At 74.7% G+C, this 19,796-nt stretch carries 18 protein-coding genes and 1 pseudogene; 13 read left to right on the forward strand and 6 right to left on the reverse strand.

What is annotated here, in order from left to right; translation table 11 throughout:
• The 5 genes from ACLQ2X_RS08400 to ACLQ2X_RS08420 all read left to right on the forward strand — a co-directional run.
• Positions 1-436, forward strand: a 436-nt coding sequence (locus ACLQ2X_RS08400) for an ATP-binding cassette domain-containing protein (RefSeq protein ID WP_425680411.1), incomplete at its 5' end; no start/stop codon positions are given.
• 56 nt (positions 437-492) lie between these two features.
• Positions 493-1,230 (forward strand): ABC transporter ATP-binding protein, encoded by a 738-nt coding sequence (locus ACLQ2X_RS08405; protein WP_425680412.1) that lies wholly within the window; start codon positions 493-495, stop codon positions 1,228-1,230.
• A complete protein-coding gene (locus tag ACLQ2X_RS08410; RefSeq protein WP_425680413.1) occupies positions 1,227-2,117 on the forward strand; it encodes a branched-chain amino acid ABC transporter permease in 891 nt (296 codons plus the stop codon). The genes ACLQ2X_RS08405 and ACLQ2X_RS08410 overlap by 4 nt, the downstream gene beginning before the upstream one ends.
• Positions 2,114-3,238 (forward strand): branched-chain amino acid ABC transporter permease, encoded by a 1,125-nt coding sequence (locus ACLQ2X_RS08415; protein ID WP_425680414.1) that lies wholly within the window; start codon positions 2,114-2,116, stop codon positions 3,236-3,238. The genes ACLQ2X_RS08410 and ACLQ2X_RS08415 overlap by 4 nt, the downstream gene beginning before the upstream one ends.
• Positions 3,239-3,315: 77 nt before the next feature.
• Complete coding sequence (locus tag ACLQ2X_RS08420) at positions 3,316-4,068, forward strand: SDR family NAD(P)-dependent oxidoreductase (RefSeq protein WP_425680415.1); 753 nt, start codon at positions 3,316-3,318, stop codon at positions 4,066-4,068.
• A gap of 55 nt (positions 4,069-4,123) precedes the next feature.
• On the opposite strand, the gene ACLQ2X_RS08425 is transcribed toward ACLQ2X_RS08420, so the two are convergent.
• Positions 4,124-4,951, reverse strand: coding sequence for a hypothetical protein (locus tag ACLQ2X_RS08425; RefSeq protein ID WP_425680416.1), 828 nt, complete (start codon positions 4,949-4,951; stop codon positions 4,124-4,126).
• Positions 4,952-5,103: 152 nt separating this feature from the next.
• On the opposite strand from ACLQ2X_RS08425, the pseudogene ACLQ2X_RS08430 reads away from it, so the two are divergent.
• The 5 genes and pseudogenes from ACLQ2X_RS08430 to ACLQ2X_RS08450 form a co-directional block, all read left to right on the forward strand.
• Positions 5,104-5,771 (forward strand): annotated as a pseudogene (locus ACLQ2X_RS08430) (AfsR/SARP family transcriptional regulator); the annotation flags it as partial.
• A gap of 525 nt (positions 5,772-6,296) precedes the next feature.
• Positions 6,297-6,770 carry a ComEA family DNA-binding protein gene (locus tag ACLQ2X_RS08435; protein WP_425680736.1) on the forward strand — a complete coding sequence of 158 codons (474 nt, stop codon included), beginning with the start codon at positions 6,297-6,299 and terminating at the stop codon, positions 6,768-6,770.
• Positions 6,706-8,826, forward strand: a complete 2,121-nt coding sequence (locus ACLQ2X_RS08440) for a DEAD/DEAH box helicase (protein ID WP_425680417.1) — start codon at positions 6,706-6,708, stop codon at positions 8,824-8,826. Before ACLQ2X_RS08435 ends, ACLQ2X_RS08440 begins: the two co-directional genes overlap by 65 nt.
• Before the next feature lie 76 nt (positions 8,827-8,902).
• Positions 8,903-9,133, forward strand: a complete 231-nt coding sequence (locus ACLQ2X_RS08445; RefSeq protein ID WP_425680418.1) for a heavy-metal-associated domain-containing protein — start codon at positions 8,903-8,905, stop codon at positions 9,131-9,133.
• Complete coding sequence (locus ACLQ2X_RS08450) at positions 9,126-10,166, forward strand: hypothetical protein (protein ID WP_425680419.1); 1,041 nt, start codon at positions 9,126-9,128, stop codon at positions 10,164-10,166. The genes ACLQ2X_RS08445 and ACLQ2X_RS08450 overlap by 8 nt, the downstream gene beginning before the upstream one ends.
• 8 nt (positions 10,167-10,174) lie before the next feature.
• On the opposite strand, the gene ACLQ2X_RS08455 is transcribed toward ACLQ2X_RS08450, so the two are convergent.
• Complete coding sequence (locus tag ACLQ2X_RS08455) at positions 10,175-10,594, reverse strand: helix-turn-helix domain-containing protein (RefSeq protein ID WP_425680420.1); 420 nt, start codon at positions 10,592-10,594, stop codon at positions 10,175-10,177.
• A gap of 239 nt (positions 10,595-10,833) precedes the next feature.
• On the opposite strand from ACLQ2X_RS08455, the gene ACLQ2X_RS08460 reads away from it, so the two are divergent.
• Complete coding sequence (locus tag ACLQ2X_RS08460) at positions 10,834-11,208, forward strand: hypothetical protein (RefSeq protein ID WP_425680421.1); 375 nt, start codon at positions 10,834-10,836, stop codon at positions 11,206-11,208.
• On the opposite strand, the gene ACLQ2X_RS08465 is transcribed toward ACLQ2X_RS08460, so the two are convergent.
• The 4 genes from ACLQ2X_RS08465 to ACLQ2X_RS08480 all read right to left on the reverse strand — a co-directional run bounded on the left by ACLQ2X_RS08465 (position 11,205) and on the right by ACLQ2X_RS08480 (position 15,490).
• Positions 11,205-12,350: a class I SAM-dependent methyltransferase gene (locus ACLQ2X_RS08465; protein ID WP_425680422.1), complete on the reverse strand. Its 1,146-nt coding sequence runs from the start codon at positions 12,348-12,350 to the stop codon at positions 11,205-11,207. The two genes, ACLQ2X_RS08460 and ACLQ2X_RS08465, sit on opposite strands and share 4 nt — an antisense overlap.
• 136 nt (positions 12,351-12,486) lie before the next feature.
• Positions 12,487-14,178, reverse strand: coding sequence for a DEAD/DEAH box helicase (locus tag ACLQ2X_RS08470; protein ID WP_425680423.1), 1,692 nt, complete (start codon positions 14,176-14,178; stop codon positions 12,487-12,489).
• Positions 14,179-14,558: 380 nt separating this feature from the next.
• The gene (locus ACLQ2X_RS08475) at positions 14,559-14,786 is read right to left on the reverse strand and encodes a DUF3107 domain-containing protein (RefSeq protein ID WP_425680424.1); all 228 of its coding nucleotides are present in this window, start codon (positions 14,784-14,786) and stop codon (positions 14,559-14,561) included.
• A 65-nt stretch (positions 14,787-14,851) separates the two neighbouring features.
• Entirely contained in the window at positions 14,852-15,490 is a 639-nt protein-coding gene (locus ACLQ2X_RS08480; RefSeq protein WP_425680425.1) for a TetR/AcrR family transcriptional regulator, read from the reverse strand.
• Between the two features lie 149 nt (positions 15,491-15,639).
• Between ACLQ2X_RS08480 and ACLQ2X_RS08485 the strand changes: the two genes are divergently transcribed.
• Both ACLQ2X_RS08485 and ACLQ2X_RS08490 read left to right on the forward strand, forming a co-directional pair.
• Positions 15,640-18,774 carry a hypothetical protein gene (locus tag ACLQ2X_RS08485; protein WP_425680426.1) on the forward strand — a complete coding sequence of 1,045 codons (3,135 nt, stop codon included), beginning with the start codon at positions 15,640-15,642 and terminating at the stop codon, positions 18,772-18,774.
• A gap of 42 nt (positions 18,775-18,816) precedes the next feature.
• Entirely contained in the window at positions 18,817-19,791 is a 975-nt protein-coding gene (locus ACLQ2X_RS08490) for an alpha/beta fold hydrolase (protein WP_425680427.1), read from the forward strand.
• Positions 19,792-19,796: the final 5 nt, after the last annotated feature.

Consider the following 19,796-nt stretch of genomic DNA (forward strand, 5'->3'; position numbering starts at 1 on the left):
CCCGGGGGGGGGCTCGCGGCCGGGGGGGCGCGGGGGGGGGGCCGCCGGGCGGGGGCCCCCCCCCGCCGACGCGGCGCTCGACCGCGTCGGCCTGCACCACCGGGGTGCGGCGCTGGCCGGCACCCTCGCCCACGGCGAGAAACGCAAACTGGAGATCGCGCTGCTGCTCGCCGGGGAACCCCGGGTGATGCTGCTGGACGAGCCGATGGCCGGGGTGAGCGCCGAGGACGTGCCCGAACTGGTCCGGGTGATCAAGTCGTTGACCGGCGACAGTGGCCGGGCGGTGCTCATGGTGGAACACCACATGGACGTGATCCTGGAACTGGCCGACCGGATTGCCGTCATGCACCACGGCGCGTTGCTGGCCTGCGACACCCCGGAAACGGTGATGGCCAACGCCACCGTGCAGGAGGCGTACCTGGGGGAGGCTCTGTGAGCGCGAGGAGTGAGCCGGGTTCGCGAGCCCCGCAGTCGCGAACGAGAAGCGGCTCTGTGAGCGCGAGGAGTGAGCCGGTCCTGTCCGTCGAGGACCTGTCCGTGCGGATCGCCGGACTGCACATCCTCCAGGGCGTGTCGTTCGAGGTCGCGCCCACCGGCGTCACCGTGCTGCTCGGACGCAACGGCGTCGGCAAGACCACCACACTGCGCGCGATCGTCGGGCTGACGCCGCGCAACGGCGAAGCCCGCGGCACCGTCCGGATGGGGGCGCGGGCCCTGCTGGCACGCCCCACCCACCGGCTGGTCCGCGACGGCCTCGGCTACGTGCCGGAGGACCGCTGCGTCTTCGCCGCGCTCACCGTCGCGGAGAACCTGCGGCTGGCCGAACGGCGGGGCATCACCCCGGCGTACGACAAGGTCTTCGCGCTCTTCCCGGAGCTGGACCGGCGCGGACGGCAACGCGCCGGCTCGCTCTCCGGCGGGCAGCAGCAGATGCTCGCCATCGGCCGCGTCCTGCTCAACGACAACCGGCTGCTGCTGGTCGACGAGCCGACCAAGGGGTTGGCGCCGAAGGTGGTGACCGAGGTGGCCGAGGTGTTGGAACGGGTCGCGGAATCCGTGCCGGTGCTGCTGGTCGAGCAGAACCTGGCGGTGGTACGGCGGTTGGCGACCGACGCGGTGGTGCTCTCCGCCGGTCGGGTCGCCTGGACCGGTGACGCACGCGAACTGCTACTGGAGACGGCGCTGACGAAGTCGCTGCTCGGGGTCGGATCCGGGGAGGCGCACTCGTGAACACAGTGGTGCTGCTGACGCTGACCGGGCTGGGCCTGGCCGCGCTCTACTTCCTCGTCGCCTCCGGCCTGTCCCTGGTCTTCGGCCTCGCCGACGTGCTCAACTTCGCGCACGGTCTGTTCCTCGGCGTCGGCGCGTACGCCACCTGGTGGGCGGCGGACAACCTGCCCGGCGCCGGGCCGGACGGGTTCGGCTTCGTGCTGGCGGTCGCGTTCGGTGTGCTGGCCGGGGCCCTGGTCGCGGTGCTCGTCGAACTGGTGCTGATCCGGCCGCTCTACTCCCGCACCATCGAACAGGTGCTGGTCACCGTCGGCCTGTCGCTGGCCGGGGTGGCGCTGCTCCAGGCCACCTGGGGCGCGGACCCGCGACCGTTCCCGCGTCCCGAGTGGAGCCGGGACGTGACCTCGGTGCTCGGCGCGCAGGTGCCGAACGCCGGGCTGCTGCTGATCGTCGCCGCCGCGGTGGTGCTCGGCGGGTTGCTGGCGTTCCTGCGCTGGACCCGGTACGGCCTGATCATCCGGGCGGGGGTGGAGAACCGCGAGATGGTCACCGCGCTCGGCATCGACGTGCGCAAGGCGTTCACGCTCGTCTTCGCGATCGGTGGGGCCGCCGCCGCGCTGGCCGGCGCGCTGGGCGGCGTCTACTTCGGCACCGTCTCACCCGGGCAGGGCGGTTCGCTGCTGATCTTCGCCTTCATCGTGGTGGTGATCGGCGGGATGGGCTCGGTGGTCGGGTCCGCGTACGCGGCGGTCGCGGTGGGGCTGCTGCAACAGTTCGTCAACTACTACGGCACGTCCGGGCTCGGTGACCTGTGCGTGGTCGGTCTGCTCGCCGTGGTGCTGCTGCTGCGTCCGCAGGGCCTGGCCGGAAAGGTGGCTCACGCATGACCGAGGTCAAGAGTGCCGAGGCGCCCGCCCCCCGGGCGGCGGTGCCGGACGAGTTGACCCCCGGCCGCGCCCGCTGGCACGGCCTGCGTCCGTACCTGCCCCTGGTGGCGCTGCTGGTGGCGGTGATCCTGCCCTACTCCACGCTGCACCTGCCGGGGATCTTCGAAGGGCCGCTGAACTCGCCGGGCACCCTGCAAATGCTCGCCATCTGCCTGGTCTTCGGCGGGCTCGCGGCCGGCTACGACCTGCTGTTCGGGCGCACCGGGATGCTCTCCTTCGGGCACGCGCTCTACTTCGCCGCCGGGGTGTACGGCACGGACGTCCTGGTCACCAAGGCCGGGCTGCCGCTGTGGCAGGCCGCCGTGCTGACCGTGATCGGCGGGACGACGCTCGCCGCGCTGCTCGGCGCGGTGGCCCTGCGGACGGTCGGCATCGCGTTCGCCATGGTGACGCTGGCGTTCGCGCAGGTCGGGGCGATCCTGGTGGCCCGGGACTTCGGCGGTCTCACAGGCGGCGAGGAGGGGTTGCCGCTCGACGTGTCCGGGCTGCCGGCGGCGTTGGTCGGGGTCACCAACACGGCGAACCTGTACTGGCTGGCGCTGGCGTACCTCGCACTCGTGGTCCTGGTGGTGCACCGGGTCAGCGCCTCGCCGACCGGGCGGGTGCTGGCCGGGTTGCGCGACGACGAGCGGCGTATCGGGGTGCTCGGGCTCGACCCGTACCGGTTCAAGCTTGTCGCGTTCACGCTGGCCGGCGGCCTGGCGAGCGCCGGTGGGGTGGTCTACGTGCTGATCGTCGGCGGCGCCAGCCCGCACATCACCTCCTCGGAGCTGACGTTGTCGCTGCTGGTCATGGTGGTGCTTGGTGGGCCGGGCACCCGGTGGGGGCCGGTGCTGGGCGGCATCCTCTACATGTACCTGGACCACCGCCTCACCGCGTTCGGCAGCAGCGACGCGGTGAACGACCTGCCCGCGTTCCTGAGCCGTCCACTGAGTCAGCCGCTGTTCGTCCTGGGCACGGTGTTCATCCTGGCGGTGTACTTCTTCCCCGGGGGCCTGGCCAGCCTCCGTTCCCGCCTGACCCCGCTGCTGGCGTCCCTACGGCCGAAGCAGCCCCGCTGATCAGGGAGTTCGCGTCGGATCTGTCCGGATAGGATGACGCGAACTCCTTGATCAATACGACAGTCGGGGGAAAGTCGATGGTGGAACAGGCGAGGCTGGCGGTGGTCAGCGGAGGCGGCACCGGCATCGGCGCCGCCGTGGCGCGGGGACTCGTCGCGGACGGGTTCGACGTGCTCGTCGTGGGACGGCGTGGGGATCTGCTGAGGGCTACCGCCCGGCGGCTCTCCGACGAGGTCGGACGGGACGACGCGGTCACCGCGGTCGTCGCGGACCTGACCGATCCGGTGCAGCTCGGTGCCGTGCGGGACGCGGTCGGAGAACGCACCGTGGACGCGGTGGTCAACAACGCCGGGGGCTACCTCGGCGGTGCGGCGGACACGCTCACCGCGACGGCCGCCTGGTGGCGGGCCAACCTGGACGCCAACGTGCTCACCGCGGTCCTGCTCACCGAGGCACTGCTGCCCGCCCTGCGCCGTCCCGGCGGCCGGGTGGTGCTGCTCAGCTCGATCGCCGCCCAGCGCGGCGGCGGTGGACCCTATTCGGCCGCCAAGGCGGCGCTGCACGGCTGGGCGTACGACCTGGCCGCCCAGCTCGGCCCGGACCAGATCACGGTCAACGTGGTCAGCCCCGGCTACGTCGCGGAGACCGAGTTCTTCGGCGACCGGATGACGCCGGAGGGGCATGCCAAGCGGGTCGCCGCCACCCTGGTCGGCCGGGCCGGAGTGCCGGACGACATCGCCGCCGCCGTGCGCTACCTGGTGGGCCCGTCCGCCGGCTACGTCACCGGGCAGGTGCTCGGCGTCAACGGCGGCTCCGTCCTCGGCCGCTGACACGCGAGCGGGGCCGCGGCCCCCCGTGTGGCCGCCGCCCCGCTCACGTCGTGGGTCAGCCGTTGAGCATCTCGTACGCCGAAGCCGGCGCCTTCTGCACGTCGGCGCCGGTCGGTGCGCTGATCCTCGGCGCCTTGCCGAAGTCGTAGTACCTGGCGACCAGCTTCATGGCCTTCTGCTTACCGGCGGCCGGAATCTCCAGGGTCAGCGAGGTGAGATTGCCGTCCGGGCCGACCACCGCCGTGAACGGCACCTTCTTCGCCGCCTCACCGAGCGCGTCCACGTCCACGCTGCTGAAGTTGTCGCGGACGTCGGCGTTCGCGGTCAGGTCGACGAACCCGCCGTACGTGCCGTTGCCCCGGTCCTCGACCGTCCCGGCGGTCTGGATGATCGCGGCCATGTTGGCCGGGTCGGCGCCCTCGTAGGCCGGCACCTCCGAGGCGTCGCTCAGCTTCGCCCGGTCCATGGTCATCCAGCGCTTCGGCAGCTTCAGCCTGTCGTGCAGGCCGGGGATGCCGGTCAGCTTGACCCGCACCCAGAGGGCCTCGTCGATGATCCGGAACGTCATCGCCATGGTGAACTTCGGGTCCTTGTTCTTCTGCGACACGGACAGTTCGACGCCCCGCGCGGCGGGGTCGACCACTCCGTTGAACTTTTCGCCACCCTCCGCCGTGGAGAACCGGAAGGCCGGGTCCTCGTCGTCGGGCACGGCGGCCAGCAGCGCGGCCTTCGGGTCGGCCGAGGGGGACGGTGCCGGGGCGGAACCGGCCTCGTCGCGGGTCGCGGTGGCGCACCCCGCGGACAGGACGGTGGCGGCCAGTACGACTGTCGCGAGGGACGCGACCCGGCGGAGCGTCGCGGCGGTACCGATTCGCTGCGTCATGGTGTTCGACTCACTTTCCCAGGTGGCTGTTGCCGGGGAAGTATCGCCAGCCGTCACGGTGCTTTCACTGCCGATATGCTGCCGTCCGACTGCCGTCCGACTGCCGTCCGCGACGGCAGTGACAGTCGGACGTTACGGGGGCGGAGACTGGCATGTCAGAGGCGCTGCGCTTCGAACTGCTCGGTCCACAACGGGCCTGGCACGCCGAGCGTCCGCTCGATCTCGGACCGGCCAAACAGCGCGCTGTCCTGGCTGTCCTGCTGCTCGCCGGCGGCCGTCCGGTCCCCAGCGGACAGATCGTCGAGGCGGTCTGGCCGGACGACGCACCGGTAAACGGCCTCAACGTGGTGCAGAAGCACGTGGCGGGTCTGCGCCGGGTGTTGGAGCCGGAGCGGTCGCCGCGAACGCCGGCCCGGGTGCTCACCCTCACCGACGCCGGGTACGTGCTGCGGGTCCCGCCGGAGGCGGTGGACGTGGTCCGCTTCGAGCGGGGTGTGCGGCGTGCCCGGCAGGCGGAGTCGGCCGGGCGTACGGCGGAGGCGCTGGCCGAGGTGACCGCCGCGCTGGAGCTGTGGCAGGGGGAGCCGTTCACCGGTTTCGCCGGCACCGGTTGGTCGAGCTGCGGGGTGTCGCCCTGGAGACGCGTACCGAACTGGAGTTGGCCGCCGGGCGGCACCGTGAGGTGGTGGGGCGGCTGGTCCCGCTGGTCGCCGAGTTCCCGGTGCGGGAGGGCCTGCGCCGCCAGTTGATGTTGGCGCTGCACCGCAGTGGGCGGCCGGCGGAGGCGCTCGCCGCCTACCGGGGCTTCGCCACCCTGCTGCGCGACGAGTACGGCATCGAGCCCGGAGACGCGCTCCAGGACCTGCACCGCCGGATCCTCCGCTCCGATCCGGACCTGCTGCTGCCGGCGCCCGAGGTCCCGCCGGTGGCTGCGCCGGCCCCCGCGGTCCCGCCGGTGGCCGCGCCGCCGCCCGGGGTGCCCGCGCCGCCCCTGACGGCGGACTGGAGCCCCGCCCCGGTGCAGCGTGCCGCCGAGCCCTGGTCGACAGGCGCGAACCGGGCCGCCGGCCCGGCCCTGCCGCTGGCGCGTCTCCTCGGGCCACCGGCGGGCGTGCCGGGTTGGGGAGCGCCGGCCCCGCCGTTGCCCGGTACGTCGTCGAGGGCGCCGCGCACGGTCGCGGTGCCCGGTTGGCTGAGTGTCGGCACCACGGTCGTGGCCGTGTTCGTCTCCGTGTTCTCGTTCAGCCTGCTCACCTGGCTCGTGGTGCTGCTGTACGGCGTCTGGCGACGGAGTTGGGGCAACATCGCGGCCTCGGTCTACTACCTGACCGCGGCGGTGGGGGTGATGCTGGCCCGGCTGCGGGGCATCGCGCACCGCGGGCCGAGCTCCGACGCCAGCCGGCTGCGTCGGGAACACGCCCGCTACCTGCTCTACCACTACCCGTCGGCCCGCGGCGAGCTGCGCATCGGCCGCCCCGATCTGCCCCGCTCGTACGACGACGGCGGACTTGTCGACGTCAACTCGGTGTCCGACGAGGTGCTCGCCCGGCTGCCGGGGCTGAACACGGCGCAGGCGCAGCATGTGGTGTTCGACAGGCGGTTGCGCGGGCCGTACGCCTCGACGGAGGAACTGGCGGCGCGGTGCCTGCTGGCGCCCGCGGTGACGGACTCGCTGCGCGAGGTGCTCCTGTTCCTGCCACCCGAGCCGCCGCCCGGTCCGCCGGTGGCACCGGCTTCCCTGGTAGAAATGCCGGATGAGCCAGGATCGGACGGCCGTCCGGGAGCGAGCCGAGGCGGTGCTGCGGCGGCTGGCGGGTGACCACGCCCGGCTGCGCGAGGACCAGTGGCGCGCCATCGAGGCGCTCGTGGTCGACCGGCGGCGGGTGCTGTGCGTGCAGCGCACCGGCTGGGGCAAGTCGGCCGTCTACTTCGTGGCGACCGCGCTGCTGCGTGCGGGTGGTGAGCACGGTCCGACCGTGATCGTGTCGCCGCTGCTGGCGTTGATGCGCAACCAGGTCGAGTCCGCGGCCCGGGCCGGCATCCGGGCGCGCACCATCAACTCCGCGAACCTGGACGAGTGGGACGAGATCACCGCCGAGATCCACGCCGGGGCCGTGGACGTGCTGCTGATCAGCCCGGAACGCCTCAACAACCCGGACTTCCGCGACGGGGTGCTGCCGAAGCTCGCCGCCACCACCGGCCTGCTGGTGGTGGACGAGGCGCACTGCGTCTCCGACTGGGGGCACGACTTCCGCCCCGACTACCGGCGGTTGCGGACGTTCCTGGCCAACCTGCCCGAGCGCACGCCGGTGCTGGCCACCACGGCCACCGCCAACGCCCGGGTCACCCGGGACGTGGCCGAGCAACTGGGCGACGCCCTGGTGCTGCGCGGCACGCTCGACCGGGAGTCGCTGCGGTTGGGCGTCCTCGACCTGCCCAGCCCGGCGCACCGACTCGCCTGGCTGGCCGATCACCTGGACCGGCTCCCCGGCTCCGGGATCGTCTACACCCTCACCGTGGCGGCGGCCGGCGAGACCGCCGAGTTCCTGCGCAGCCGCGGCTGGTCGGTGGCCTCCTACACCGGGCAGGCCGAGGACGCCGACCGCCGGGCCGCCGAGCAGGACCTGCTCGACAACAAGATCAAGGCGTTGGTGGCGACGAGCGCGCTCGGCATGGGCTTCGACAAGCCCGACCTCGGCTTCGTGGTGCACCTGGGCGCGCCGCCCTCGCCGATCGCCTACTACCAGCAGGTCGGCCGCGCCGGCCGGGCCGTCGCGCACGCCGAGGTGCTGTTGCTGCCGGGGGTGGAGGACGCGGCCATCTGGCGGTACTTCGCCTCGCTCGCGTTCCCGCCCGAGGAGCAGGTACGCGCCGTGCTCGCCGCGCTGGACACCGACCGGCCCATCTCCACCCAGGCCCTGGAACCGGTGGTCGACCTGCGTCGGGCCCGGCTGGAGCTGATGCTCAAGGTGCTCGACGTGGACGGCGCGGTGCGCCGGGTGCGCGGCGGCTGGCTCGCCACCGGCGAACCCTGGACCTACGACGAGGAGCGGTTGCGGCGCGTCGCCGACGCGCGCGCCGCCGAGCAGCGGGCCATGCGGGAGTACGCGGCCACGGCCGGCTGCCGGATGCGCTACCTGCGGGAAGGGCTCGACGACAGCGGTGCGCAGGACTGCGGCCGGTGCGACAACTGCGCCGAGCCGCTGTTCGACGCCGACGTGTCCACCGAGGCGCTGGCCGCTGCGCAGGCGTTCCTCGGCCGCCCCGGCGTGCAGATCCCGCCGAAGAAGCTCTGGCCGACCGGGCTGGACGCGGTCGGCGTACCCCTGAAGGGCCGGATCCCCCCGGCCGAGCAGGCGCTGCCCGGACGGGCCGTGGGGCGGCTGTCCGACCTGGGGTGGGGTGGGCGGCTGCGCGGGTTGGTCGGCCCGGAGGCGGCGGACGGGCCGGTGCCCGACGACGTGGCGGCGGCGGTGGTCGAAGTGCTGAAGGCGTGGGCGCACGGCGACGACCCGTGGCCCCGGCGGCCGGCGGGCGTGGTCGCGGTCGGCTCCCGGACACGGCCGCTGCTTGTCGGTTCGCTTGCCGAGCGGATCGCCGCGGTCGGCCGGCTGCCGCTGCTCGGCCTGGTCGCCCCGCACGGCCCGGCCGGGACCGGCGGGCCACGCGGCAACAGCGCCCAGCGGGTACGCGCGCTGCACGACGCGTTCCGCGTGCCGGACGACCTGGCCGACGCGTTGACCGGACTGGACGGGCCGGTGCTGCTCGTCGACGACCTCGTCGACTCGGGCTGGACGATGGGCGTGGTGGCCCGGCTCCTGCGCCGGACCGGCGCGCCGGACGTGCTGCCGTTGGCGCTCGCGGTGGCCGGCTGACCGGTCGGGTGCGAGCGGCGCCACGGTCCGCGCGGCCGTCGGCGGCGGGCGGTCCGGCCGGCGGTACGGTGGGGTCATGACCGAGCAGCGAGGCGTCGTCCAGACGTACACCGTGACCGGGATGACCTGCGAACACTGCGTCCGGGCGGTGACCGGGGAGCTGTCCGCGCTGCCCGGTGTCGAGGAGGTCCGCATCGATCTGACCGCCGGCACGGCCACTGTCACCAGCGACGCGCCGCTGCCTGTCGAGTCGGTCCGCGCGGCCGTCGACGAGGCCGGTTACGAGATGGTCGGCGGCGGTGCCTGAGTCGCCGTCCCTCACCTCCGCCCCCGACCCGGTCGGGGTGCGCTCCGGCGACGGACCGGATTCGCACGACCGGGTGGACGGGGCGGGTCCCGCCGGTCCCGTCGTGGTGGACCGGGAGACGCTGCGGCTGGCCCTGGTGGTGGGCGGCCTGGTGCTGGCCGTGCTGCTCGGCTTCGGACTCGGCCGGTTGAACCCGTCGGCCGGTTCCGCCGGCCCGGCCGCCGGTGCGGTCCCGGCCGGCGGCGTGGACGGCGGCCTGCACGCCCACGCGCCCGGGACCGGCGCGCACGCGCACGACGGGGCGTCGGTCACCCAGGGCGGCGGCGACGGCGCCGCCGGACTGTCGATCACCTCGGCCGGCTTCACCCTGGTCCCGTCGACCGGCGAGCTGACCGCCGGTCGCGGCGGTGAGCTGCGGTTCCAGGTCCGTGACGAGCAGCGCCGCCCGGTGACCCGGTTCGCCGTGGTGCACGACAAGCCGATGCACGTGATCGTGGTGCGCCGCGATCTCAGCGGTTACCGGCACCTGCACCCCACGATGGCCGCCGACGGGACCTGGTCGGTGCCGCTCGCGCCGCTGGACCCGGGCCCCTGGCGGATGTACGCGGACTTCACCGCGGTCGCCGACGACGGCCGGCAGGTCGCCGTAGTGCTCGGGGCGGACCTGACCGCGCCCGGCGCGTACCGGCCCCGACCGTTGCCCGCCGCGGCGGCCTCGGACACCGTGGAAGGGTTCACCGCCACGTACGCCGGCACGCCGGAGGTGGGGCGGTCGGCGCCGCTGCGGTTCCGGGTCACCGGGCCGGGCGGGGCAGCCGCACCGCTGCAGCGCTACCTCGGCGCGTACGGGCACCTGGTCGCGTTGCGCGAGGGTGACCTCGGCTATCTGCACGTGCACCCCGAGCCGGTGCGCGACGGTGACGAGGTGACGTTCTGGCTGACCGCGCCGGGACCGGGTCGCTACCGGATGTTCCTGGACTTCCAGGTCGGCGGCGTGGTGCGGACCGCGGAGTTCACCCTGACCGTGGCCTGATCGGCCGGTCAGCCTGCCCGGCGGACCGGCCGGCGGGCCAGGTAACGCAGCAGGTCGCGGATGTGGTGCTTCTCCTCGGCCGGAACGTTCGGGTCGGCCAGCCGGTCCAGGATGACCCGCACGTCGGCCTCCACCGGCCCCTCCTCGGCGCCGCGCCGACGGGGAGCCGGCCCGGCGTCCGGCAGGCCCAACGCGCGGAACGCCGCCGCCACCGGCAGGTCGAGGGCGGCGCAGAAGCCGCGCACCTTGGCGAGCTCGGGATAGTCCTGCCAGTCGCCGGCCAGCCAGCGGAAGACGGTGGAACGTCCGACCCCGGTGTGGGTGGCCAGGTCGGTCACCGTCCAACCGCGCTCCTCGCGCGCGTCGTCGATGGCCCGGCGTACGAAGCGCGCGAAGGCCATCTGCGGCGACACGTCTGCGGAACCCATCCTCGCGGGTCTGTCCCCTTCCGCCGGGTGGCCCGGCTCTGCGCACCGAGCCTAGTACGCCCGGGCGTCGATGTAACTGCCCGATCGGTCCGGACGTCCCGCCGACGGGACTGTCGAAGTCTGGCGAGTCGCGGCGTGTCCATTAAGCTGGACCGATCCCCTTCAGCCGGACGAAGGAGCAGCATGACCGAACCGGATCGCACCGCCCACACCGGCCCGGGGCGGTGAGCCTCTTCTTCGTGGCCAAGGCCGGTGTGTTCGCGCTCGGCTTCTGGATCTGGCTGCTGGTGCTGGCGGTACGGGGCGACGCGGCGACCGGTGTGCAGGTGATCGCCGCGACCGGCGCGATCTGCACCACGCTCGTCGCCGTGGTGCTCGGCGCGCGTCTGGCGTTGCAGCGCAACGCCGCCGTCCGGCACGCCGAGCTGAAGCGCCTGCTCGTGGATATCTCCTGGAACGCGTTCGCCGCCGCCGGCAACGCCGAGCAGTCGGGGAAGGTGGTGCCGTTCCCGACCGCGCCGCCGGAGGGTGAGCGCGCCACCAACCGGTTCCCGGGTGACCGGGTGTCGGTGCTGGACCGGGGTGACCGCAACCGGGGCGACCGGGGGCGTTAGGGCACCTCGGCCAGCAGCGTCTCCAGCCGGGGCGTGACACCCCACTGGCCGACCAGCTCGCGATATTCCGCCCACTGCGCGTCGGTCGGCGCACCGGTGCGCCGCGCCCGGATGAGCAGGTTGCGCGGGGTGTGCGCGGAGTCGACGAACTCCACCACCTCGGCCCGGTAGCCGTGCAGGCGGAGCAGGGCGGCCCGCAGCGCGTCGGTCAGCACGTCGGCGAACCGTTCCCGCAGGATGCCCTGTCGGGTCAGCAGCTCGTACGGCCCCGGTGCGGGGTGGGCGCGGAGCTGGGCCGCAAGGTCGTGATGGCAGCAGGGCGCGGCGAGCACCCACCGGGCGTCCCAGCGCACCGCGCGGGCGAGCGCCTCGTCGGTGGCGGTGTCGCAGGCGTGCAACGCCAGCACCAGGTCGGGCGCGGGTTCCACGGTCGCCTCGGCGATGGTGCCGGCCACGAAACTCACCCGGTCGGCCCAGCCCAACCGTTCGGCCAGTTCGGTGTTGCGGCGGCGCTGGTCCTCGCGGACGTCCACCCCGACAAGCGTCACGTCGAGGCCCCGCCGCACCAGATAGCGGTGGGCCGCGAAGGTCAGGTAGGCGTTGCCGCACCCCAGGTCCACCACCCGCAGCGGGCCGGTGGGGTCGTCCGGCAGCGTCGCCGCCAACGCGCGCAGGAAGGCGTCGACCTGGCGGCGTTTGGCCGCCGAGCCGCCGATCTCCCGGAACAGTGGATCACCCGGATCGAGCAGCCATTCCTTGGTCCGGTCGTGCCCGTCCGGCGTGCCGGCCGGCCGGGTGGCCGCCGCGCGGTGGACCTGCGCCGCGCCGGATTTCGTCACCCGGAGTTGGAGGGTGGTGTCGGCGGTCTCCACGTGCCAGTTGCCGAACGGTTCGGCGAGCAGTTCGTCGACGGCCACCTCGGCTTCCGCTCCGGGCGCGACGTTGCGGGTGTGCGGCCGGGTCCCGTCGGAGGTGGCGATCTGCAGTCGGGGGCCGGCCTTCAGGGCGACCGGCCGCAGCTCCGCGCGGACCACCGACGGGTGCTGTCCCCGCCGCCGCCCGGCGGCCACCGCCCGGCTCAGCCCTGGCCCGAGCAGCAGCCCGCGCACTTCCCCGAGCGCCACGTCCAACGCTTCCAACATCGCTCTGCCTCTCCGGTGGGGACCGCATCCCACCGCGGCGGCCGCGCCGGGCGTCGCCAACCTCGTCCGGGCCGGTCGGGGTGGGACAGGGAGCGGCCCCCGGGGTGGGTCCGGGGGCCGTCTGGTGCGTACGGGGTCAGTCGGTGGCGGTGGCCTCGACCGGGGTGGCGTCACCGGTGCCGGCCGCGCTGCGGCGACGGCGGCGACGGCGGGGCTTGGTGGCCGTGTCGCCTTCCGTGGCCGTCGGCGCGCCAGTGGCCTCGACGCTTGTCACCGTGGTCTCGCTGCCGGTCGTCTCGCCGCCGACCGTCTCGTCGGCCCGGCGGCGACGCCGCCGACGCGGGACGCGGGCGCCCTCGCCGCCGTCGGAGTCGGTCGCCACCTGCTCGGCCGGCTGGTCCCCGGTGTCGCCACCGCGGCCCCGGCCCCGGCTGTCACCGCGGTCGCGCTCACGGCCCCGGCTGTCACCGCGGTCGCGGTCGCGGCCCCGGCTGTCACCGCGTCGCGTGCCCCGCGACCGGCCGCCGCCCAGGTCCTCCTCGACCTCGGCGGACAACCCGGCGCGGGTACGCTCCGCCGTCGGCAGCGTGCCGCTGATGTCGGTGGGGATGTCCAGGTCGGTGTAGAGGTGCGCGGAGGTGTGGTAGGTCTCCGGCGGCTCCGGCATCTCCAGCCCGAGGGTCTTGTCGATGATCCGCCAGCGGGGGACGTCGTCCCAGTCGACGAACGTCACCGCGACACCCGTGGCGCCGGCCCGGCCGGTGCGGCCGATCCGGTGGGTGTAGGTGTCCTGGTCCTCGGGGCAGTCGTAGTTGATGACGTGCGTGACGCCGGTGACGTCGATGCCCCGTGCCGCCACGTCGGTGGCGACGAGGGTGTCGATCTTGCCGGCCCGGAACGCCCGCAGCGCCCGCTCCCGAGCGCCCTGGCCGAGATCGCCGTGCACGGCCGCCACGGCGAACCCGCGGAAGTCGAGATCCTCGGCGACGCGGTCGGCGGCCCGCTTCGTGCGGGTGAAGATCATGGTCAGCCCGCGCCCCTCGGCCTGCAGGATGCGCGCCACGATCTCGACCTTGTTCATCGAGTGGGTGCGGTACGCGAGCTGCTGGGTCTGCGGCGACGGGCCGGTCTCGGCGGTGTGCCCGGCGTGGATGGTCACCGGCCGGCGCAGGAAGCGCCGGGACAGCGCGACGATCGGGTCGGGCATGGTGGCGGAGAAGAGCATGGTCTGCCGGTCCTCCGGCAGCATCGCCAGGATCTTCTCGACGTCGTCGAGGAAGCCCAGGTCGAGCATCCGGTCGGCCTCGTCGAGGACGAGCGCGCGGACCCGGTCGAGCCGCAGGTGCTTCTGCTTCTGCAGGTCGAGCAGGCGGCCCGGGGTGCCGACCAGGATCTCGGCGCCTCTGCGCAGCGCCTCGATCTGCGGCTCGTACGCGACGCCGCCGTAGATCGGCAGCACCCGGACGCCCCGGGTGCGGCCGGCCGCGTCGAGGTCCTTGGCGACCTGGATGCCCAGCTCGCGGGTGGGGACGACGACAAGTGCCTGCGGTACGCCGTCGCTGCCCTCGGACGGGGCGAACACCCGCTCCAGCAGCGGGATGCCGAAGCCGAGCGTCTTGCCGGTGCCGGTCGGGGCCTGCCCGATCAGGTCGACGCCGCGCAGCGCGATCGGCAGCGCGTATTCCTGGATGGCGAAGGCGCGGGTGATCCCGGCGGCGGCGAGCGCGTCGACGGTCTCCTGGCGGGCGCCGAGCGCCGCGAACGTGGGGGCCTCCGGGCGGACCGGAGCGGTGGGGGCCAGTGGCTGGCCGGAAATCTGCTCACTCATCGGGATGTGGGGGTGCCCTCTCGTGGTGCGCCCCTCATGTCCTCAGGGCGCGTTCGGTGTGGCGCGGGCCACGCGGTCGACGGCGATGTCGCCGAGCCGGACCGGGCCGCACGCGCGCCGAAGGGCCGGTGTCGACCGGCGGAGCTGAGGGTTCCAGCCCAGCCGATCGGTTCGGTGCCCACGGCAACGGCTCTCATCGTACCTGAACGGTCCCTGAGCTGTCCTGATTCCGCCTGGCGGTGGCGCACCCGGGGGGACGTGATGTGATGTGGGCCACCGCGGAGAGGGTGAGCGCGCGCCGCGCGGCTGTCCCCGGCCGGGCTCGACAACTGAGCCGCCGTGGCGGGCGTCCCACCACGGCGGCCGGTGCCGCGCGGGAATCAGCGGACGGTGAACCCGACCGCGCGGGGCGAGGCCTCCGCGATCTCGACGTAGGCGACCTTGCTGACCGGCACGATGACCCGCCGGCCCTTCTCGTCGGTCAGGGAGAGGGTGCCCTCACTCGTGGCGAAGGCGTCGGTCACGATCTGCTCGATCTCGGCCGGCGACTGCGCGCTCTCCAGGACCAGCTCCCGCGGCGCGTACTGCACGCCGATCTTGACCTCCACTGTGCCTCCTCAACTGGGGCGAAAAAGCCACCGTGGGAAGGCTATCCGATCCGGTGGCGCGATGTTCAGGCTGACTCACCTTGCAGCGGGAAGCTGGCGATGCCCCGCCAGGACAGCGCCGCGACAAGCGCCTCGGCCTCGGCCTTCGGCACCTGCCGGCCGCCGGCCAGCCAGAACTGGGCGGCCGTCTCGGCCGCGCCGACCAGGCCGGAGGCGAGCAGTTCGGCGTGCGACCGGCTCACCCCGGTGTCCGAGATGATGGTGTCGGTGATCGCCGCGATGCAGCCCTGCTCGACCCGCTCCACCCGCTGGCGCACCGCCGGATCGTTGCGAAGGTCGGACTCGAAGACCAGCCGGAACGCCTCGCTCTCGTGGTCGACGAAGTCGAAGTACGCGCGCACCGCGGCGCTGACCCGCTCCTTGTTGTCGTTGGTGCCGCGCATCGCCGCGTCCACGTTCGCCACGATGGCGTCACAGTGCGTGTCCAGCAGCGCCAGGTAGAGCTCCATCTTCCCGGGGAAGTGTTGGTAGAGCACCGGCTTGGAGACTCCCGCCCGCTCGGCGATGTCGTCCATCGCGGCGGAGTGGTAACCCTGCGCGACGAACACCTCCTGAGCAGCGGCCAGCAGCTGCTTGCGGCGCGCCGAGCGGGGCAGGCGGGTGGGCCGACCGGCGGTCTGGGCACCGTTCCCCACTGCGGTCATCGGAACCTCCGAGTATCTGCGTACGAGCCGGCACGTAACACCCGAACCGGGGCGGGTTCGTGAACCCGTCGCGGAATTGGCCCGCCGCTGTAACTTATCGCCACTGTCACCACACGGTAGCCTCAGCGGGGGCGACCAAGGAGCGCGCGGTGAGTGAAACAGGGCAACCCGGTGCCGCCACCCCGGGAGAGCACGGCGACGGGACGGGCCGGCACGACGAGCCGGCCCGCACCGGCGGCGGTTGGGCGCCCCCGTCCAACGGCTGGTCCCGGGGCGCCGCCCCCGGCGACTGGCCCTACGGCGACCTCGGCGGCTGGGCCGCCTCCTCGCCCCGGCACGGTGACCTGCCGGCCGTGCTGCCCGGCCACCCCGCGCCGGAACCGCCGGCCCGGGCAAACGGCCACCACGTCAACGGCGTGCACCACGCCGCAGAGGAGTCGCCCGTGACCCGCCAGGCGCCGGTCAGTGCCCCGCCCGTGGCCGAGTCGCTCGGGCCGGCCGAGGGTGACCGGCTGGCCGAGCCGCCCCGTTCGACCGACGGCGATCGACTGGTCGTGCCGGCTCCCCGTCCGGCACCCGCGATCGAGCGTCCGGCGCCCGGGATGGAGCGTCCGGCGCCCGGGACCGGGCCGCGGACCGACACGGCGGCCGCGGCCGGCTCCCGGCACGCCGCCGACGACACCGGACGGATCCCGCGTTGGGCCGACAGCGGCCCCGCGTCCGCGCCACCGGCCCTGCAGGTCCCGCCCGTCGGTGCCGCCGCCTCCGGTTTCGAGGTGCCACCGGGCTTCCACGCGCCGACCACCGAGCGCGCCCCGTCGCTCTCCCGAGGCTGGACGGACCGGGCACCTGCCGAACCCCTCGCGGAGCACCGCCCGGGTGAGGTCCACCCGTCCGAGCACCCGGCGCACCGGCCGGCGGAAGGGCATCCGGCGCGCCGACCGGTGGAAGGGTCGGCGCCGCAGGCCGAGCCACGGGCCGCCGACCGTCGCGAGTCGGCGGACGCCGCCGGGCCGGGCGGGGCGGGGGAGCCGGACTGGTCCGGACCGTCCTGGAGCCCGCCGAGTTGGGGCGACGGATGGGCACCCCCGTGGGCCCGCGGGGACGAACCGCCGGTCCACGACGAGCCACCGACCCAGTCCGCCGGCTACGGCGAGCCACCGGTCCAGTCCGCCGGCTACGGCGAGCCACCGGTCCAGTCCGCCGGCTACGGCGAGCCACCGGCCCATGACGTACCGCCCGCCCGACCCGCCGGCTACGGCGGGTCGCCGGTCGATCGCCCGCCCTACGGTGAGCCGGTGCACCGGTCCGCCCCGGACGAGGACCGGACCGCCCCTGCCGGGGAGCCCGCCCGGGAGGACGACACCGGACGCCCCCGCGCCGCCGGCTGGGCGCCCGAGCCGGTGCGGCCGTACGAGCCGGCGCGCATCGAGTCGCCCTCGGCCTACGAGCCGGTCCGGTCGTACGAGCCACCGCGCGCGGAACCGGCCGCTGGCGGGGAGCCGTCGCCGCCGGAGTCGGCCCGGCCGTTCCGACTGCCCCGCGCCGACGCCGAGCCGCACCCGGGCTATGAGCGCCCCGCCTGGGCCGGCCCGCCCGTGCCGGTCCCGCCGTTGGCCGCGCCCGGCCAGTCCGAACCGGTGCCGCCCCGGGACACGCCGCCCGGCGGGTACCCGTCGGTGCCGGCGGCCGCGCCGTTCATCGGGCATCTCTCCGCACCTGCCGGTGCGCCGTCCACCGGATACGCCCCCGCCGGCTACCCTTCCGCGCCCTCGGCGCCGTCACCCGCCGGGTCGGTCCCGGCCGACGTGCCGTCCCCCGGCGCGGACGCCACCGGGCAGCTTGTCGACGGTCCCCGCCAGGCGGGCGGGCAGGTGGAACCGGCCACCCCCGGGCCGGTCTCCGGCGCGCCCGCCGCAGGCGGGGCGACCCCGTTCGACCGGGCCCCCGAACCCCGTCCGACGAGCGCGCCGCCCTACGCGGCCCGCCGGTCCGCGCCCGAACCGGCACCCGCCGACGCGGTCGTCGAGTCGCACCCGGAGGAGCCGGCCACGCCGGTGCTGCCGCAGCGCGTTCCCGCCGAGCCGGACGTGCCCGTCGTGCCGGAGCCGCCAGCCGTGGAACCGGCCGCCGAAACCCCCGAACTGGCCCGCATCGCCACCCACCTGCGCCGTGAGGACGAACCCGCGCCGCCGCGGGAGCGGCCGGAGGGCTTCGACGTGGACGCCATCCTCGACGCGGTCCGGGAGGTGGCCGGGGTGCGGGACGCGACGCTGCGCCGTACCCAGGCCGGTGCCCACAGCCTGCGCCTCGACCTGGCCGACGGCGCGGACGCGGCCGAGGTGAGCCGGCTGGTGGCCCGGTTGTTGCAGGAGCGGATGGGCCTGGCCGCCGCGCCGCAGAACCTGCCCGGCGAGCCGGTCGTGCCGCCGGTGCCGCTGCGTCGCCGGTCGGCCCGCCGCAACGGTGAGCCCCGCACCGCCATGGCGTCGGCGCTGCCGGTCGAGGCGGGTGACGGCGCGGCCGGCGAGGTGCGGGACGAGCCGGACAGCCCGGTACGCGGCCGCGGCGACGTGTCGGCGCGTGGTGGCGTGGCGCGGCCGGCGGTGAACCGTTCCGGCGAGGGACGGTTCGGCGGTACGGAGTCGCGTGCCCCCCATCCGACGGACGCGCCGATGGACGACGACGAGCCGCCGCGCCGCCGCCGACAGGCCACCCACCGGGGTCGCGCCGCGGTGGACGAGACGTCGTTGGCCACCGCCCCGACCGGCATGTCCACCGGCAGCCCGGTCACGCTTGGCACCTCGTACTCCGGTGGGCAGATGACCACGACGGAGACCGCGCCCTCGCGGCCGCTGGACACCGGCGGCATCCCGGGGCCCCGGGTGGTGATCGAGCACGTCCTGGTGAGCACGATCGGCCTGGACGCATCCACCGAGGTCCGGCTGGTGGCGGGCGACCGGCCGGCCGTGGGGCAGGCGACCGGGCCGGCCGTGGACGGGTACGTCCTGCGGCTCTGCGCGGTCGCGGCCGCTGCCGCGGTGGACGAGTTGCTCGGCCGGGACGCCGTGCCGGCCGGCGAGCGGGGGCGGTGCTTCGTCGAGCACACCGCGGTGGTGCCGTTCGGCAACTGCGAGGTCGCCACGGTGGTCGTGCTGCTGGTCTGTGACGGCTGGGTGGAGCAGTTGGCCGGCGCCGCGCTTGTCGCCGGGGACCCTCGGCAGGCGGTCGTGCGGGCCACGTTGGCGGCGGTGAACCGGCGGCTGGAGGCGTTGCTGATCTGAGTGCCGGTGCACAGTCTGGCTCCGGCGGGGAACACTGGAGACATGAAGCGCGCCGCACTCTGGTCGGACCACGACCTTCCCGCACCCCACGTCCCGCCGCCCTGGCCCGGCCGGCACGTGCGGGTCGACGGCAGCCTCGTGCACGTACGGGAGACCCCGGCGACCGCACCCGGCGCGGAGCCGGCGCTGTACGTGCACGGCCTCGGCGGGTCCGCGCAGAACTGGACCGACCTGGCCGGGCTGCTCGCGGGCCGGCTCGACGGCCAGGCGATCGACCTGCCCGGGTTCGGGCGCAGCGAGCCGGGCCCCCGCTACACGATCCCGGCCTTCGCCGACCTCGTGGCCCGCTGGATCGAGATGGGTGAGCGGGGGCCGGTGCACCTGTTCGGCAACTCGTTGGGCGGCGCGGTGGCGGTGCGGGTGGCGGCGTTGCGCCCGGACCTGGTCCGCACGCTCACCCTGATCTCGCCGGCCCTGCCGTTCCTGGACTTCCGGCGGTCGTTGCAGGGGCGGATGCTTCCGCTGCTGGCGATCCCCCGGGGCGAGCGGCTGGCCGCCTGGCGGCTGGCCCAGTTCACCCCGGAGGTGACGGCGCAGCAGGTGATGGAGGCGAGTGTGGCGGACCTGACCCGGATCAGCGAGCAGCGCCGGCAGGAGGCGATCGACGAGATCCGGATCCGGTACGAGGCGGCGCACTACGCCGCCGCGTACGTCCGCACGTTCCGAGGGTTGGTGAGCAGCTTCCTGCGGTCGTACCTGCCGGGGGAGGGCGCGTTGTGGCGGCAGGCCGCGGCGGTGCGGGCGCCGACGCTCGTGGTGGGCGGGCGGCAGGACCGGCTGGTCGACGTGCGGGTGGCGCCGCAGGCCGCCCGGGTGATCCCGGACAGTCGCCTGTTGATGCTCGACGGCGTGGGGCACGTGGCCCAGTTGGAGGTGCCGAGGACCGTGGCGCGGGCGGTGCTGGCGCTGCTCGCGGAGCGGCGGGAGAGCGCGGCCGGGGGTGACGTGGCAGGCTGACCGGG

The sequence above is a fragment of the Micromonospora sp. DT31 genome (assembly GCF_049841795.1).
Classification (GTDB): domain Bacteria; phylum Actinomycetota; class Actinomycetes; order Mycobacteriales; family Micromonosporaceae; genus Micromonospora.